The sequence below is a fragment of the Bacillus sp. EB01 genome (genome assembly GCF_000613125.1).
GTDB lineage: Bacteria > Bacillota > Bacilli > Bacillales > Cytobacillaceae > Bacillus_D.
In genome coordinates this window covers 442,988-460,529 of the sequence record NZ_HG964497.1, presented here as the reverse complement: position 1 = coordinate 460,529, position 17,542 = coordinate 442,988, and the positions used below count along the sequence as shown (strand labels likewise).

At 45.6% G+C, this 17,542-nt stretch carries 13 protein-coding genes and 1 pseudogene; 11 read left to right on the top strand and 3 right to left on the bottom strand.

The genetic code is table 11. From position 1 onward, the window contains the following. The first annotated feature begins 141 nt into the window (after window positions 1–141). The 9 genes and pseudogenes from TY16_RS01970 to TY16_RS01930 all read left to right on the top strand — a co-directional run bounded on the left by TY16_RS01970 (window position 142) and on the right by TY16_RS01930 (window position 9,594). Window positions 142–2,142 (top strand): penicillin-binding transpeptidase domain-containing protein, encoded by a 2,001-nt coding sequence (locus TY16_RS01970; RefSeq protein ID WP_043930014.1) that lies wholly within the window; start codon window positions 142–144, stop codon window positions 2,140–2,142. A 650-nt stretch (window positions 2,143–2,792) separates the two neighbouring features. Next, window positions 2,793–4,397 carry a gamma-glutamyltransferase family protein gene (locus TY16_RS01965; RefSeq protein WP_043930013.1) on the top strand — a complete coding sequence of 535 codons (1,605 nt, stop codon included), beginning with the start codon at window positions 2,793–2,795 and terminating at the stop codon, window positions 4,395–4,397. Between the two features lie 11 nt (window positions 4,398–4,408). Next, window positions 4,409–5,016 (top strand): annotated as a pseudogene (locus TY16_RS01960) (pyroglutamyl-peptidase I). Window positions 5,017–5,110: 94 nt separating this feature from the next. Then, window positions 5,111–5,905, top strand: coding sequence for a nucleotidyltransferase domain-containing protein (locus TY16_RS01955; RefSeq protein ID WP_043930012.1), 795 nt, complete (start codon window positions 5,111–5,113; stop codon window positions 5,903–5,905). Window positions 5,906–6,376: 471 nt separating this feature from the next. Continuing rightward, window positions 6,377–6,646: a sporulation transcriptional regulator SpoIIID gene (spoIIID, locus tag TY16_RS01950; protein WP_043930010.1), complete on the top strand. Its 270-nt coding sequence runs from the start codon at window positions 6,377–6,379 to the stop codon at window positions 6,644–6,646. A gap of 132 nt (window positions 6,647–6,778) precedes the next feature. Continuing rightward, window positions 6,779–7,780 (top strand): rod shape-determining protein, encoded by a 1,002-nt coding sequence (locus tag TY16_RS01945; RefSeq protein ID WP_043930009.1) that lies wholly within the window; start codon window positions 6,779–6,781, stop codon window positions 7,778–7,780. Window positions 7,781–8,021: 241 nt separating this feature from the next. Further along, window positions 8,022–8,309, top strand: coding sequence for a DNA-directed RNA polymerase subunit beta (locus TY16_RS01940; RefSeq protein ID WP_043930008.1), 288 nt, complete (start codon window positions 8,022–8,024; stop codon window positions 8,307–8,309). Window positions 8,310–8,562: 253 nt separating this feature from the next. Next, window positions 8,563–8,994 (top strand): 3-hydroxyacyl-ACP dehydratase FabZ, encoded by a 432-nt coding sequence (fabZ, locus tag TY16_RS01935; RefSeq protein WP_043930007.1) that lies wholly within the window; start codon window positions 8,563–8,565, stop codon window positions 8,992–8,994. A 303-nt stretch (window positions 8,995–9,297) separates the two neighbouring features. Beyond that, window positions 9,298–9,594, top strand: coding sequence for a hypothetical protein (locus tag TY16_RS01930; protein WP_043930006.1), 297 nt, complete (start codon window positions 9,298–9,300; stop codon window positions 9,592–9,594). Between the two features lie 201 nt (window positions 9,595–9,795). On the opposite strand, the gene TY16_RS01925 is transcribed toward TY16_RS01930, so the two are convergent. Next, the gene (locus TY16_RS01925; RefSeq protein ID WP_043930004.1) at window positions 9,796–10,221 is read right to left on the bottom strand and encodes a YwpF family protein; all 426 of its coding nucleotides are present in this window, start codon (window positions 10,219–10,221) and stop codon (window positions 9,796–9,798) included. 261 nt (window positions 10,222–10,482) lie between these two features. Here TY16_RS01925 and ssb point away from each other — a divergent pair, with 261 nt between their 5' ends. Further along, the gene (gene ssb / locus TY16_RS27035; RefSeq protein WP_081772855.1) at window positions 10,483–11,193 is read left to right on the top strand and encodes a single-stranded DNA-binding protein; all 711 of its coding nucleotides are present in this window, start codon (window positions 10,483–10,485) and stop codon (window positions 11,191–11,193) included. Continuing rightward, complete coding sequence (locus TY16_RS01915) at window positions 11,186–11,404, top strand: hypothetical protein (RefSeq protein ID WP_043930003.1); 219 nt, start codon at window positions 11,186–11,188, stop codon at window positions 11,402–11,404. The genes ssb and TY16_RS01915 overlap by 8 nt, the downstream gene beginning before the upstream one ends. A 776-nt stretch (window positions 11,405–12,180) precedes the next feature. Here the strand turns inward: TY16_RS01915 and TY16_RS01910 are convergent. Together TY16_RS01910 and TY16_RS01905 are read right to left on the bottom strand one after the other, a co-directional pair. Then, a complete protein-coding gene (locus TY16_RS01910) occupies window positions 12,181–15,153 on the bottom strand; it encodes a DEAD/DEAH box helicase (RefSeq protein ID WP_052342566.1) in 2,973 nt (990 codons plus the stop codon). After that, complete coding sequence (locus TY16_RS01905; protein WP_043930002.1) at window positions 15,146–16,756, bottom strand: SWIM zinc finger family protein; 1,611 nt, start codon at window positions 16,754–16,756, stop codon at window positions 15,146–15,148. The genes TY16_RS01910 and TY16_RS01905 overlap by 8 nt, the downstream gene beginning before the upstream one ends. Window positions 16,757–17,542 lie beyond the last annotated feature (786 nt).

Below are 17,542 nucleotides of genomic sequence, written 5' to 3'. Positions count from 1 at the left end.
CAAAACGGGATATTATCAACTTTCCCGAGAACCTTTTAGAATATTGGAAGAATTGAAGTAGCACGGCAGTCCGATACTGAATCATTAGCCTTTCGAAACATATATTGGTAAAATGGGGGAAACAGCAGAGGGGGACAAGTAATGAAGAAGCTGATAGGTTTACTTATTGGTGTAGCCCTGATGGCTGTGCTGGCTGGATGTACGGAACAGCCGCAGCCTGCAGACCGTTTTTCCAGTTACATTGATTTATGGAACAAACAGGATTTTGACGGAATGTATGATTATTTGTCCTCTGAGACACGGGACGAAATCAGTAAAAAGGAATTTACGGAGCGGTATAAAAAGATATATGGAGACCTGCAAATTAATGATTTAAAAATAAGCTTTAAAAAGCCAAAGGAAGACAAACAAGCTGAAAAGGAACAGGCCACATACAGCTTTACAGCTAAAATGGAAAGTATCGCGGGCCCGATAGAATTCGGACATGATGCTTTTCTTGTCAAAGAAACCCGGAACGATAAAGAGAATTGGTATATTGATTGGAATACGAGTTACATATTCCCGCAGATGGAGAAGACGGATAAGATCTCGCTAGCCACACAAACACCGGCACGGGGGGAGATCTATGATCGGAATGGACAGCAGCTTGCCACTACAGGATTGGTCTTAGAAGTTGGACTCGTTCCTAAAGATATGGAAGGGAAAGAAAAAGAGACGATTTCCCAGGTGGCAAAGCTTTTAAATATGCCGGAGGAAAGCATTGAGAAAGCGGTAGGAGCCGAATGGGTGAAACCGGAATATTTTGTCCCGCTTAAAAAGGTTTCAGAGAATGATAAAGCCCTAATAGATAAATTAATAGAGCTCGAACCGGTCCAGACGAAAAGGGTTGAATCGAGGATATACCCATATGGGGAAGCGGCCGCCCATTTGGTTGGCTATATTGGCAAGGTGACAGCGGAAGATTTGGAGAAGCTGGAAGGCAAAGGCTACTCAAGTAATGATTTTATTGGAAAGAGCGGACTCGAAGAGCAGTTTGAAGAACAGCTTAGGGGACAGCCCGGTGTCCAAATCGTGATCGTTGATGAAGCCGGGAACAAGGAAGTGCTGGCTGAAAAGCCGGTTGTGAACGGTCAGCACGTCAAGCTGACCATCGATGCTGAATTACAGGCAAAGATAGCGGCGAAAATGAAAAAAGAGGCAGGAGCGGCGATTGCGATTCATCCAAAATCGGGAGAAACCTTGGCTCTTGTCAGTTCGCCTTCGTTTGATCCTAATCAAATTGTATTCGGAATGTCGGCGCCTGAATGGAAAAAGCTAAGCGAAGATCCCAAGCAGCCCTTGAATGCGAGATTCAATGATAGGTACGCACCGGGATCAGTCATCAAGCCGATTGTCGCCGGAGCAGCATTAACTGCTGGCGAACTTGATCCGAAAGCAAAGATGAATGTGAAAGGACTCAAGTGGCAAAAAGATCCATCCTGGGGTGGCTATTTTGTCACAAGGGTAAGCGAAGCCTCCAATGTGAATCTTGAAAAGGCACTCGTGTATTCCGATAATATTTACTTTGCCCAGACGTCTCTAAAGCTTGGCAAGGACAAATTTTCCGATGGTCTTAAGAAATTTGCATTTGGCGAGGAAATCAGCTATCCTTTCCCGCTTGAAACATCAGAAACTGGTTCGCTTGATACTGACATCCTTTTGGCGGATGCAGGCTATGGCCAGGGACAGCTTGAAATGAATATCGTTCATCTGGCATCAAGCTACACGCCGTTCCTGAATACTGGCAACATGATCAAGCCAATCCTTTTGCTGGATGAGGAAAAGAGCCAGGTGTTAAAACAAGAGGCGATTAGTGCTGAAGCTGCCTCAACCGTTGGTCCTATCTTGAGAAAAGTTGTTTCAGACCCAGCCGGTACAGCACGAACTGCGGAAATCAAGGGATATCCTTTATCAGGAAAGACCGGAACTGCTGAAATCAAGGAAAGCCAGGGGGAAACCGGAAAGGAAAACGGCTGGTTTGTGGCATATAACGCCGAGGCGGAGGATATGCTAGTTGCAATGGTTGTCGAAGGCGTCCAGAAACGCGGCGGCTCCAGCATACCGGTCAAGATGGTAAAAAGTATATTTGAAGATATGAAGTAATAGTTTGAAGGCTGGGATAAAAATTCCAGCCTTTTATTTGTGTTCAAGGAAATTATAAATTTCGCGACTGTGGGTAACTTTTTTTACTGAGCGTATGTACGTCTAGCTCCACAAGGAACGCTTCGGCAGCATAAGCATCGCACGAAATTACGCAATAGCGTAATGAGGAGCGCCTATCGCCTAGCAAACTTCATGCCTCCTCCCTACGATAAGTCATCATCGAATCGCTAGTGCTCTTCGTGATTCCTTTATCTCAGTCGAAGTCCCTCCATTTTGTACGGCGATGACCACTAAGGGAAGCTCCTGAGAATAATCATCGCAGTGATAGGCGGTTTTTGCCTGTCACGAAGGCGCTTGCGCTTTTGTTCATATTGGAACCACTTTTCAGGAAACTGGATGGATTCATGAGGTCTACTAATTCGTTTGATTCATTATTATAGTTGGAGGAAAGAGATCTTTTTGAAAGTAAGAAGCAGAAAAAACATTATTTGATTGACGGGCAATCGTGTCCCTTAAGTAAGTATGTTAATTCAATCTTCATTTAAGCCTGATAAACTAGCAATTAGAAAAGTCTGACTTTTCCTCTTTTTCTGATAGGTTGGCATCTGGTATACTATTTCGGAAGGCGAAACAGCCAGGGAGGGAATAATATGTCACTTCTTACATATCCTTATTCATCACGGAGGATGGCAACCGTTGCTAGAAACGGGATGGTTGCCACGTCACAGCCGCTTGCGGCCCAGGCGGGTCTCCGAATTATGCAGCAGGGCGGTAATGCAATTGATGCCGCAATCGCAACGGCGGCATGTTTGACAGTTGTAGAACCTACTTCAAACGGAATTGGCGGTGATGCATTTGCCCTAGTTTGGACAAAAGGGGAACTGCATGGACTAAATGCCAGCGGTCCGGCACCACAATCTATCTCAATTGAAAAGTTGAAAGAGCTTGGCCATGAAAAAATGCCGGTTATGGGCTGGATTCCGGTAACAGTTCCTGGAATTCCATCCGCATGGGCAGCATTATCTGAAAGATTTGGCCGTTTGCCGCTTACAGAGGTGTTAAAGCCAGCAATTGAGTATGCAGGGAACGGTTATCCAATCTCTCCTATCCTCGGAAGGTACTGGACTAGGGCTTATAACGCTTACAAATCCAGGGCAACAGGGCCGGAGTTTGAGGAATGGTTCCGCGTGTTTGCTCCTAATGGGAAAGTACCTGGAATCGGTGAAATGTGGAAGTCCGAGGACCACGCCAACACATTGCAGGAAATAGCAGAGACAAGTGCGGAAAGTTTTTATAGAGGAAGGCTTGCAGAAAAAATTGCTGGAGCATCCAGCCAGCAAGGCGGTTTCTTGAAGGAAGAAGATCTGGCTGCCTTCAGGCCAGAATGGGTCAAGCCGATTTCTGTTAACTACAAAGGCTATGATGTTTGGGAAATCCCGCCGAACGGACAGGGACTTGTCGCTCTGATGGCACTTAATATTTTAAAGGAATATACGTTTACCCACCGTGAGAATGCAGAAGCAGTCCATATTCAGCTTGAGGCGATGAAGCAGGCGTTCACGGATGGGAAGACCTATATTTCGGATGCGAAAACAATGAAAGCTAAGGTAGCTGACCTCTTATCAGATGAATTCGCCCGAACAGCGCGAAAGAAAATTCAGCCAACCGCAATGGACCCTGAGCCGGGTACGTTACCGAAAGGCGGGACAGTCTACCTTGCAACTGCCGATAGTGATGGCAACATGGTCTCGTTCATCCAGAGCAATTATATGGGGTTTGGATCAGGGGTCGTGGTACCAGGTACAGGAATCGCACTCCAAAACAGGGGCCATGATTTTTCACTGAATCCCGAGCATGAAAATGCCCTTGCTCCCGGTAAAAAAACGTATCATACAATCATCCCTGGCTTCATCACCAAGGGAAATGAAGCGGTTGGGCCATTCGGGGTAATGGGTGGTTACATGCAGCCTCAGGGTCATGTACAAGTGGCAATGAATATGATCGACTTTGGGTTGAATCCCCAGGCTGCACTGGATGCGCCTCGCTGGCAGTGGATTGAGGGTAAAAAGATTGAAGTTGAGCATGAATTTCCGAACCATCTTGTCCAAGAGCTCGCCGAAAGAGGGCATCAAATCCTTGTTGCCCATGACTCTGGCGGTTTTGGGCGGGGACAGGTCATTGTCCGTAATTCTGAGACAGGCGTCCTAACTGGCGGCACCGAGCATCGGACTGATGGAAGCATAGCGAGCTGGTAGGAGGGGACATTTTGAAAAAATTGCTTTTAACAGGCTTTGAACCCTTTCTGGGATTTCCAATCAATCCTACGGAGAAAATTGTTTCAGCCTTAAGCGGCCAGTCAATTGGGAACAACAAGATTTTTGGTTTGCTTCTTCCTGTTGATTACAGCTTGTCGTCCAAAATCATTTTGGAAAAAATAAAAGAGCTAAATCCGGATGTAGTAGTATCGCTCGGACTTGCCGCAGGCCGAAATTCGATTACACCCGAGCGTATTGCCATTAATTGCAGGGATGGTGCAGCAGATAATAACGGTGTTGTACTCGAAGATGCTCCAATTATAGAGGATGGGCCGGACGGACGGTTATTTTTCCAGTCTGCCGATCCGGTCAATGGTTCATACACTTAAGGAAAAAGGCTGCCCTGCTGAAATTTCAAATACAGCAGGAACGTATCTTTGCAACAATGTGATGTATTCGGTACTGCATGAACTGTCTTTGGGCGGCAAGCCGATACCTGCAGGTCACTCATATCCCGGCATCGCACGAGCTTGTGGTTGCTGGAAAAAAGGCCATGCCTTCCTGGAGCGATTGCGATCTCTTAGAGGCAGTCAAGGGTGCAATTAGTGTTATAGAATAATTAATCAAGCCCAGGGAAGATCATTTTCCTGGGTTTTTGTTTTAAAGGAATACGTAAAGAAACCTAGAATTAACTTAACAAAGGAGGGATTTGTGTGAAAGACCATATTCAGGACGTCCTCAGGCAAATTGAGGCGCAGTACAAAATCAAAATCCTGTATGCCTGCGAGTCGGGAAGTCGCGCCTGGGGATTTCCCTCAAAGGATAGCGATTACGATGTGCGCTTTATGTATGTACATGAAATGGACTGGTACCTATCGATTGACCAAAAACGCGAGGTCATTGAAATTCCGAAGCATGATTCATTAACAATTCCAATTGATGATTTGCTGGATGTGAGTGGCTGGGAATTAAGGAAAGCTCTTCGCCTGTTCAGAAAATCAAACCCGCCGCTACTTGAGTGGCTCCGTTCCGGCATTATTTACTATGAATTTGGTACTGTGGCCGAAAAACTAAGGGAATTAAACGAAACAATTTTTTCTCCAGTTTCCGGCATGCACCACTATTTAAATATGGCCAAAGGGAACTACCGGGAATTCCTCCAAGGAGATACGGTCAAGATTAAGAAGTACTTTTACGTCCTGCGCCCGATACTGGCAGCAAAATGGATTGAACAATATAACACAGTCCCTCCAATGGAATTCCAATCTCTTATGGAACGCTTGCTTCCGCCTGGAGACCTGCGGAATGAGGTAAATACCCTGCTAATCCGCAAAATTGGCGGGGATGAGCTGAATCTTGAACCAAGGCTGGATATAATCAACCGATATCTTGATGAGGAAATCAACCACTTTGAAGATTATGTTAAAAATCTCAGTACTTCAATCGAGGACCCCACTCAAAAGCTTGATTTGATTTTCAGAGAGACGCTTGATGAAGCCTGGCACTGATTAGATTCCATTTTAAAAAGGCTCATAGATAGAATTGCTCTGAATAGACTTGCATAAATTATATTAAAAAATCGCCGAAAAATCCGTCATATGGCGGATTTTTCTTTTGGAAATAGATTTAAATATGACCGATATTTGCAAATACGCCGAAAAACAGTCCAATTTTTCGAAAAACTTAGCCACCCCCTTGTCCCACGTGCATATTCGCTCAACCATGCTAATAAACTGTTACAAACCTGTACAAGAGAGTGTTTGAGGTGAAGAGTCGTTTGCAGACAACGGGTATTCAGCTATAGATTTGATTAGACCATATAGGGTCAGAAAGCGAAGCGCTTTTTAAAAGGGCGGATGCTTTCTGCCGTACCTAGGTTCCAGTTCGAGATAACGGGGTGCGGAAGGCAGTATTTCGTCGAAGTGATAAGCGGGTCTCATTTCACACTTCTCACATCCAATTAAAGGAGGGCGAGTGGTGTGCACGATTACATCAAAGAGAGAACTATCAAGATTGGGAAGTATATCGTGGAGACGAGGAAAACAGTTCGCGTAATCGCGAAGGAATTCGGCGTATCCAAAAGTACAGTCCATAAAGATTTAACTGAAAGACTCCCGGATATCAGTCCGGAGCTAGCGAATGAAGTAAAGGAAATCCTTGATTATCATAAGTCAATCCGACATTTAAGAGGCGGAGAGGCAACGAAAATGAAATACCAGAAGGAAGAAGAAGGAGAACCAGTGAAATAAATAGAAAGTTTGATTCTCGACAATTTTTTACAGAAACCTCCTGAAAAGGTATGGAAAACGGATGCATTATGATACAATTAACAATTAGGAAAGTAAGTGGGAAACCGTTTTTCAAGGAGGAAATTAAAAGCAATGTTTGCTAGGGATATAGGGATTGATCTGGGTACGGCTAACGTGCTTATTCACGTCAAAGGCCGTGGAATCGTATTAAATGAGCCATCTGTTGTTGCGATTGATAAAAATACAAATAGAGTCCTTGCAGTTGGGGAAGAGGCACGCCGTATGGTAGGGCGTACGCCAGGTAATATCGTCGCGATTCGCCCGCTTAAGGATGGGGTAATTGCAGACTTTGATGTGACTGAAGCAATGCTGAAGCACTTTATTAACAAGCTGGATGTAAAAGGCTTCCTCTCCAAACCGCGTATTTTGATTTGCTGCCCGACGAATATTACAAGTGTCGAGCAAAAGGCAATAAAGGAAGCTGCCGAGAAGAGCGGCGGCAAGAAGATTTATCTTGAAGAAGAGCCAAAGGTTGCTGCGATTGGCGCCGGCATGGACATCTTCCAGCCGAGCGGCAATATGGTGGTCGATATCGGTGGGGGAACGACTGATGTAGCCGTCCTTTCAATGGGAGACATCGTAACTTCCTCCTCGATTAAAATGGCTGGCGATAAATTTGATATGGAAATCCTAAATTATATAAAGCGGGAATATAAGCTTTTAATCGGAGAACGGACTTCTGAGGATATTAAAATTAATATCGCGACCGTATTCCAAGGCTCACGCAATGAATCAATGGAAATCCGCGGACGTGATATGGTCAGTGGCCTGCCTCGTACGATTACTGTGCATTCTGCCGAAATTGAGCAGGCTCTTCGCGAATCTATTGCCGTGATTGTTCAGGCTGCCAAAAGTGTTCTGGAACGAACTCCGCCTGAACTTTCTGCTGACATAATTGACCGTGGAGTCATCCTCACCGGAGGAGGCGCTTTGCTTCATGGAATCGACCAGCTTTTGGCTGATGAGCTTAAAGTACCGGTACTTGTTGCCGAAAACCCAATGGACTGTGTTGCGATTGGGACAGGCATGATGCTTGATAACATTGACAGAATTGCCAGAAGGAAACTAGGGTAACTTTAACTTATATGAGGGCCTGGCTGGAATGCATTGTTCCGGCTGGGCTCTTTTAGTATGTATATTCCTGAAAAAGTACCCTCTTACTCTCAATTTAGCGACTATTTTCTCTGTTATCTAACAAAAAATGCTGTTACATTTTCATTTTTTTCTTATAATAGAGATAAAGGAACCAGCTTTTTTGTAAAAAAGGTTGCCGATAGTTTTTGTACGTCTGCTTCCTACCCAAAAGGAGTAAATTATGTCATCAACAACATATAAGCAAGAACAACCTAAAACGCGTGAAGAGGTTAAAAAGGTACGCCGCCAACAAGAGGAGGGGTCAGTATCAGCTTCATCAAAAAAGAAGCGGGTACGTACCCGCCTTATTCCCATTTGGCTGAAACTGATTCTGTTCATCCTGCTGGTTGTTATTTGTGCCGGAGCAGGTGCTATGTTTGGCTATGGCGTGCTTGGCGGTGGGAATCCAACTGATATCCTCAATGAATCTACATGGACACATATCCGTGATCTCGTGAACAAAAAATAAGTAAGGAAGGGAGATTCCCTTCCTTTTTTTGTATAGAAAAATAGATTTAGCTTCTGGGGTTAGATATTTATTCAGCGTGTCTAGGTCTGGCTACACAAGGAAAATTTCTGAGAATAACCATCAAAGAGAAGCTCGGGCAGAATAATCATCACAGATAAAGGCCGTTCCTTCCCTGTTACGAAGACACTTGCGCTTTTGTACTGAAGAACCGTACAATAGTATTAATACTACATATTAATAGGAGGTACTAATAATGCTTGATATTAAACAAATTAAAGAAATAATCCCACATCGGTATCCATTTCTGCTTGTAGATAAAATACTTGAAGTTGAAGAGGGGAAAAGCGCAGTTGGCATTAAGAATGTTACTGCGAATGAAGAATTTTTCAATGGGCATTTTCCGGATTTCCCTGTTATGCCAGGTGTCCTGATTGTTGAGGCTCTTGCCCAGGTAGGGGCAGTAGCAATGCTGAAGCGCGAAGAAAATCGTGGCAAGCTAGCATTTTTTACAGGAATCGATAATTGCCGTTTTAAAAAGCAGGTGTACCCTGGCGACCAGCTTCGCCTTGAGGTTGAAATGGTCCGGTTTAGAGGACCGATGGGCAAAGGAAAGGGTATTGCCACAGTGAACGGTGAACTTGCTTGTGAAGCTGAAATTATGTTTGCCCTAATAGACCAAAAATAAAGGTAACATATGCCAATCTCTAGTTCATTTGGATTAAATTTACTTTGTTTAGGTTTTACGCACCTGAAAAACGTAAATTAAAGACAACAACCAAAGCATACAGTGCCACATACCTTCCTCCCAGAGACTGCAACCGGCACTGTATGTTTTTTTGCTTTTGGCTGTTTTTCATAAGCCGCTTTAAGAAAAGTTGTTTTTCAAGGAGAATGTTTAAAATAATGCACAAGTTCCTTATCTTTTTGGGGAAGATAATTCCGAGACCAATGTTCGGTCGACATTAAGATGAAGGGAGCTTTTTGCATTATGAAACATAAACTGCTTGCACTGCTTGCATGCTCGATGTTTGCTGTTTTTATGCTGGGGGGCTGCGGTACAAATGATGATGAACAGAACCCGCCGCCACAGGATAATATTCAGCAGGACGATGACATGCAAAACCGTGATGACAATGATGCCAATATAAACAATGACGGCAGGGTAGATGAAGATGGGTTGCTAAATGATACGGATGATGGCAACAACAATGATGATGGGAATATGTTGAGGGATGACAATAACGGAAACAATCTTGACATGGACGATGATAAGAAAAATGATTAAGTAATAAAAAGGAGGCCCAAGGTTTAACCTAGAGCCTCCTTTTTGTTTTTGCGCTTTCGATAATATTTGCAAGACTGTTTTCATTCAATGCTACTCATTGCAAGGGTTATATTGTTTTTAATCAAACGTTTGATTAAATTTGCGGGGGTCGAAAAAGGAAAGAATAGGTCAAAAACAGCGATGAGCTTTTCAACTTAAACGTCATCTCGGCTTTAGCCTGGGCTTGCTTTGCATTTTGTCTTTGAATTCAGATAGCAGCCCGTTACCCTCCAAGCCCTGGTCAAGAAGCTGGCCCAGCAGCATTTCCGCATAGCCCACTTTCGTTCTGCGCAGCCGTCCTTCTAGCAGGACACTTATGTGGTTCTCGAACTTCTTTAATGTGCAAACCTTGGCCTGGAAATAAGCAGGGTCATTTTGGCGGTGGGTAATGACCACCTGGACAATACACTCCTGCGCGGAATCTTCAAATTCCTTGAAATACTCATAGAAGGAAAGGTCGGTGTAGGCTTCGATCAGCCAGTTTGATTGTTCGTCTTCTTTATTGATGATCAAACCGCTTTCCAGTGGAATTTCGGTTGTTTTTTCATCCTCTATGATTTCGAGGGCTATAAGCTTAAAGGTTTTCACACAACATACCTCCCCAAGAGTATAAGTTGCCTGTATTATACCATAATCACCATTTACATCACCCGTGGTCACTAGTAGAAAAAAGATTTCTGAACTGGCAAAATCGCATTGTTTTTGAAAAAAGACTGTTCATAGGTCACTTTTCCCTAGGGCAAAAATGACTTTTAAGGGCAAGTGGGGTAAGAAAAATGGTTTTTGCCAATTTTACTTGCTAAGCATGCAGGGATAAGATGAAACCATCGAAGGAGAGGAGTTGTGAAGATGATCAATCAAGTTACACTGGTGGGCCGACTGACCAAGAATCCCGACTTGAGAGTAACAACAGAAGGAACTTATGTTTTAAATGTTATCCTTGCAGTCAACCGCCAGTACCGAAATACCCATGGGGACGTCGATACGGATTTTGTTCAATGCACACTCTGGAGAAAGGCTGCTGAAAATACCGCTCAGTATTGTCAAAAGGGATCAGTCGTTGGGATTACAGGAAGGATTCAAACCCGTAATTATGAAAACCAAGATGGCAAAAAGGTATATGTGACAGAGGTAGTGGCAGAGTCAATAAGCTTCCTGAGCAGCAAGCAGGCTGATACAGGAAGGCGCCAAGAAGTGCCTGCCAGGGACAGGAATGGCGGGCAGGCAGTAAGCGTCCAAAACCATGTGCAACCTCCTCCGCCTCGGCCTGAGTATTCACAAGGATTACAATCGGAAAGAGTTGTACCGCAGGAAGGATACATGCCCCAGGACCCTTGGGGTAGTTCTCATCCTGATCCAGGGATCCCCCGAGAAGTACCTGTGCAGGAACGCCATTTCAGTTCTGGGCAAAGTACGGCTCCAGAGACGTCCCCTGTTCAAGGTGGTTTTGCTGGCCACGCGGGTTCCCCCCATTCCGATACACCACCTCCGACGCGATTCTCTTTTGAGAAGGTAGAGGCTGTCATCCCGCCTGCCAAGGAGGAAGTCCCATTTGGATAGGTATAAAAGCAACGTAGCTGAAAGCTTGGAGCTGCTGCTTGAACGCCTCATCAAGATGACTGGCAAAACAAACGAAACCGTCAGCAGCCTCCATAGCCGTATCCTGATTCTTGAGAAACGGCTAGAGGAACATGAGCGTAACCTGGGATGTGCCCGCGCCGATCCAACCGAGCAATCCCTCCACGATTCCCCTTTCCTAATGAATCTTTAAAGCGAACCGCAGATAAATTTTCTATTTTCATAAACATGACCGATGCCTATCCATGGCTTACCTTCCCAAAGCATTTGCCATGCGAGAGCTGCCACTAGAAACGGTCCCCATTAGCCCTTTCAGAAAAAGATTCAATCTGTCCCCCCGTAGTCCTGCCCCCTGCTGCCGGCGGTTTTTCCGCCGGTTTTTAAATTTTTTGCCTAAAAAAGAGATTATAGGTATAAGTTGCACCACAGCGGGTAAACTGATTAAAAACCCCCCCTGTAATATAAAAGGAAAGGCCGCTGAACTGCCAATTCAGCGGCCTTTCCTGTTTTAAGCTATAAAAAGATGTAACTCAATTGATTGAGGAAGAATAGGTGGTTTTTATGTTTTGTGGATTTTAGTAATATCAGCGGATTTCTATATCCATTGAAAGAGTGCTCAAAGCTTGAAAAAGTAACAGAGCCCTGTCAGTGCCCAAACAGAGTGCCCCAAGCATGAAAAGGTAAAAGAGGAGCCTTGTCAGTGCCCAAACAGAGTGCCTCAAGCATGGAAAGGTAACAGAGAAGCCTTGTCAGTGCCCAAACAGAGTGCCTCAAGCATGGAAAGGTAACAGAGAAGCCTTGTCAGTGCCCGAACAGAGTGCCCCAAGCATGAAAAGGTAACAGAGAAGCCTTGTCAGTGCCCAAACAGAGTGCCTCAAGCATGAAAAGGTAATAGAGAAGTCTTGTCTCCAGCAGGTCATTCTAAAAAAAGCCGGCTGTCCATAAATACGGACAGCCGGTTTTTTGGGTTTATTTTAATAGAATCAGATCGCGCAGTTCTTCGGTCGACATTTCGGTGATCCAGTTTTCGCTTTGAATGATCTGGTCGTTGAGATGCTGCTTCTTCTCGAGCATCGCGTCAATCTTTTCTTCGAGCGTCCCCGTGCAAATCATTTTGTGAACATGAACAAAGCGTTCCTGGCCGATGCGGTATGCTCTGTCGGTTGCCTGGTTTTCCACGGCCGGGTTCCACCATCGGTCATAATGGATGACGTGGTTGGCTGCGGTTAAATTCAGGCCGGTTCCGCCTGCTTTCAGGCTAAGCAGGAAGACCGGGAACTGGTGCTCCTGAAACTGCGCTATCATATCGTCGCGTTTTGTTTTTGGAACACTTCCATTTAGGAATGGAACATCAATTTTGAACTTCCGCTTTAAGACAGCCTTAATCATTTCACCCATTTCAATATATTGGGTAAAAATCAAGCAGCTTTCATCCTGGTCAAGGACTGCATCGACTAATTCAACGAGTTTTTCCATTTTGGCAGACCTCGAAATCAGGTCCCTCCCTGGGGAAACATCGCTGTCTCTGACCTGGGCATTTTCCTTCAAATACAGGGCTGGGTGGTTACAAAGCTGCTTCAGCCGGCCAAGCAGCTGAAGAATCATGCCTTTTCGTTCCATACCAGTCAGCTTCTCAAGCTGGGAGAACGTATCCTGAACAAGCTGTTCATACAAGGATGCCTGTTCCGCGGTCAACGGGCAGTATTCTTTTTGTTCAAGCTTATCAGGCAGATTTAACGCAACTTCTTCATCCTTTTTCGTCCGCCGCAGAAGGAACGGGCGAATCAGGCCCTGAAGCTCGCGGACTTTGTCTTTATTATCATCCTTTTCAATCGGGATGATGAACCGCTTCTGGAATTGGCCAAGGCTGCCGAGGTAGCCGTGATTCGTAAAGTCGAAAATCGACCAAAGCTCGGACAGGCGGTTTTCCATCGGAGTTCCTGTCAAAGCAATATGATGTCTTCCCTTGAGCTTCCGGACCGCGCGCGACTGCTTTGTATTCGCATTTTTTATGTTTTGCGCCTCATCAATGGCAATTGCGTTCCACTCGATTTTATTAAACTCTTCTTCATCGAGGTGGGAAAGGCCATACGATGTCAGTACAACGTCCTGCCCGATTACGGCTTCAACGAAGTTCTCGCCCTTCAGGCGGCTAGGGCCGTAATGCAGGTGGACACGGAGATCGGGTGCGAACCTTTCAAGCTCCTTTTGCCAGTTGCCAAGCACGGATGTCGGACAGATAATCAGTGATGGAGGCTCCGCAGTGGCAGCCGTCACCACGCCCTCTAGGACGGGTTCCGCAAGCAATGTATCTTCTCCATCAGATTTTCGGTTGCTTTTCCCTGTGCGGCTGCCTTCTTCGGCGGCTTTTTCTTTAACCGAAAGAAGGTAGGAAATAAGCTGGATCGTCTTGCCGAGGCCCATGTCATCAGCAAGTGTTGCGCCGAATCCGAATTGGCGGAGGAATAGGAGCCAGCTCAAGCCAAGCTGCTGGTATTGCCTTAATGTTCCGTTCAGGCCTGATGGAACGTCGACAAGCGGAATTTCCTTGATTTCGTTTAGCTGTTTGAGCATTTGTTTCCATTGCCGGTTCAGTTCTATCTGGATTTTGGCAAATGTCCTTGGGTTTTCAAGGTCATCACTCTCTGGTTCGGGACTCAGTTCCTGCTCGAGCAGGTCGCGAACATGAAGGCCTTCCTTTTCCGCTTTCTTCATGATTTCCTGGATTTGGCGGATAAATTGCGGGTCGAGCTTTACCCAGCGGCCTCGTATATAGACGAGGCGGCGCTTTTCTTCGACCATTGTCCGGAATTCATCTTCGGACAGGTCAACGCCGTTCATCGAGAAGCGCCAGTTGAAGTCGAGCATCGCCTGTAGTCCGACGAACGATGGCCGGTGGCTGGATGTGCCCTTCAAGGATGCCTTGACACGCAGGTTGGCGTTCTTCATTGCTTGCCACCAGCCAGGCAGGAGAATTTCAACACCGAGAGCAAGCAATATTTCGCTTGATTCGGTCAGAAACACCCAAGCCTCTTCTTCGGAAAGAGATGTTTTCAGCCTGCCATATATCCCAAGGGACGGAATCAGGCTGATCCATCGGTTCTCCTCATGAGCTGCCTTTTCCAAAAAGGGCTTCCATGAAGAGGGGATTGCGGGATCGTCGATTCTGTACAGCTCATCGGGATTCCGTTTGCTTCGCAAAAAGGTTTCAAGGAGCCAGAAGCCCTCCCCGTCCTCGGGTTCATCTAGCCTTAATCCTACCGTAAATGGTTCCTCGCTTTCCCTGATGCCAACCCATTCAAGCCAGGAGTCTTCATCAAAATAATGGGCGAGCGTGGCCGCGGGGATATTTTTACTTTCAAGAAGTTCGAGCTTCGGCCCGAACAGCTCCCGCATTTCCGTATTTCGGGTCAGGTAAGCGTCAAGTGCTTGGTTGTAAAGGTCCTCAATAAAGTCATAGGCTGTCACTTGGCTAATAGCTTCGTCTGATTCAGAAGCTGTGCCAGAAATAGTGACAGGCTGTTCCCAGAATGAGCTGTCGAACTCTTCGCGTACTCTTGAAGGGAGCCTCCAGCGGAAGTTGCCGCCTTCCCAGGATTTGAAGTCAGGCAGCCATTCCTTTTCTAAAATGCCTTCATATATAATATGAGCAGATGACAGGCAGATTTCCGCAGCCTCATCCCAATCCCAGTCAAAAAAGCGGTTGAAGGACTCGCGGGCAAACAAGGTGGCGAGCTGCCATGCATTCAACTCAATCTGTTCAATCCCGTCCACTTTTACGGGATCAATAAATGCACCGTAAAAGCTTTCGGGATGCCGGCTGAATAGCGGGAACTTCCAGGCATCAACGGGCAGCCAGCCTCCTTGTGCGCCCTGAGCGGACAGCAGATAGACATCACCATGTTTTTTTAGGAATAATTTAATGAAGCGCTCATTATACATTGATCAGCTTGCTCCTTTGGCACTCTTCATGGAACGCGCGCAGCCGCTTTGTCCGTTCCAGCAGCTCCGTGAAAAATACATCCCATTCATCAAGCCGCTTTTGCTTTTTATACAAGGTCCTGAGCTTTTTGAGCATCCGGACCGCTTGCTTGTATCCAGGCCTGTTCTTGGTGGCAATTTGCTTTGCTGCGGACTGGTGCAGCATCGAGATGACCGCCTCAGGCATTTCTTTTTCAAGTATCTTCAGTCTTGCACTAGGAAGGTCGGTATAATGATAGCCCATGAAAGATTGCAAATCTGCCCATTTTCCGTACTCGCCCCGTTCAAACAGCAAACTGCCATATTCATAATACGTATAAGGAAGTGCCTGGTGAAGCAGCCTTTCCAGGAGCTCCGACCGGCCTGTCTCCTCGACATAAGGAAGCGCCGACTCAAGCGCTTTTCTGGCAAACTGAGCCCGGCCCTGGTATCCCTGGATTGCGGCAAGGACACCCTTGAGTTTCTGTGTGAGCAGCTCGAGGTATGGACCAACCCGTCCCCATTCCTTGTGTGTATTCATCTCATCAATCCAGTACAGCAGGAATGGCGGTGCCTCCTCATCAGACAGCCTTGCTATAAATGCAAGAGCAAGCGCATCCTCATTTAAAAGGACATGTAAATGGGCAGCCGCAATTGCAAGCGGGTGACCGGATTCTGCGCTTAAACTCATTTCATCAAGCGTCTTGGACTCTTCTTCAAGCCATTCCTTCTTTTTAAAAAGACCCGACCAAATCCCCATGTATAAAAAGGCACGCTCATAAACAAGAAATGGAATAACCGTCAAAATATCTCGCGTATCTTTACGGAGCTGTTCTAAGAAGGGATCGAAACCTAGCGGCCTGGCGCGTTTGCCTAGCTTTGCCGCAAGTCGGGATGCCTCGGTCTCAAGATCTGCAAACACATGCCTGTAGTAACGGCTAACCATCTCCTCGGTATGTCCGAGCTCCTGGCTAAAGCGCGCCAGCTCTGTGAACGAAAATAAACTCGCCGAAAGCTGATGCAGAAGCGCCCATTCCTCACCGCGCGGAGAATCAGCTTTAATACGGCGCCAGTAAACTCCAAACAGCTCGCTGACAACGTACGGATTTACATTCTTCTTTGCGCGCATAATTGAAGAGAAGTTTTCCGTGAAGGACTCAATCCAGGCGGCGTAATCCTGTTTCAAGGCTCCACTTGCCTTGACTAGATCACGAGCCTTCAGCAAGCCCCATTCCGCGGCAGCACGCTTTTCCCGGACCGGATAACGCCAGTCCTCTATCCATTCAGCGACTGAATTGGTTCTGCCATACGCACTGAAAAAAACAGCAAGCTGATGTCTGCACAGTCCTTGGCTTGGACACGAGCACTCACTCATCTCGGGAAATAACAGCTCAAGGGTTACCTTGACAGGCACAACATCCTGAACTGTCGCAGTAATGGTTTCTTCATCCATTCGCAGTTGTGAGACCAATCCCTGGCGGTAAAGCAGCATTCCCTTTTGCATCAGGCGCGCATCCTCTTCCGAATGTGGCGACAGCATATCCTGTATTTTATCGGACGCCATTGCAAGCCCTTCATTCCGCATCGGTACACACCTCTTTCTCTTTTTTGCTAATAGAAAAATATTGAATGGTTATTTTCCTGGTACTAGGCCAATCGCCAACAGTACAGGGGAATTACTTTTTATATTGCTGTGACCGTATTGATTTCTAAAAAGTATCTAGTACGAACATTTATATTCATTTCAACCCGCATGCCACATTGCCCGGTAATGCACCGGTTAAATTTTACACATATGCTACAGTGCTTGTTAGCAGCGCCACGAATGGTCCATTGGCACGCTGCGGAAACTTTGCCGCAGTTGGATGGAATCGTTGCCCAATCTGTTGCAACAGCACCCTCATTCAAATCCCGGTGAACCCATATTCAACGGTAAGCCGGGACTAACACTTAGCGTTTGAATGTACACTCTACTGTATTGGTAGTTATCACTTTATTATACCCCAAATTAGCAGAGAGTAGGAGACCCCTTCAGGCATAGCACTGAAATTGACTCTTTCTCCTTTAAAAACAAAATAATCTCTCTTTGTGATAATTCCTTTTGATTTGGAGCGTTCTTTTTTAAACTTTCATCACTCCTTCCACTGATTTCCCAAAATCGCTTCCTCTTTTTCTCAAGACTTGAATGTTCACTTATTAACAAATAATTATATTATAATAATGTTATTTTCTATTTTAACTTGTTAATAGGTTTTAAGTTTGCGGAAAAAGGGGATATTTTTAACACTAGTTTTTGGATGGATTTGCAGGAAAATACTGACATGAAATTGACAAATATTAAATTTTTGGAAATTCATTTACATTTGACAAA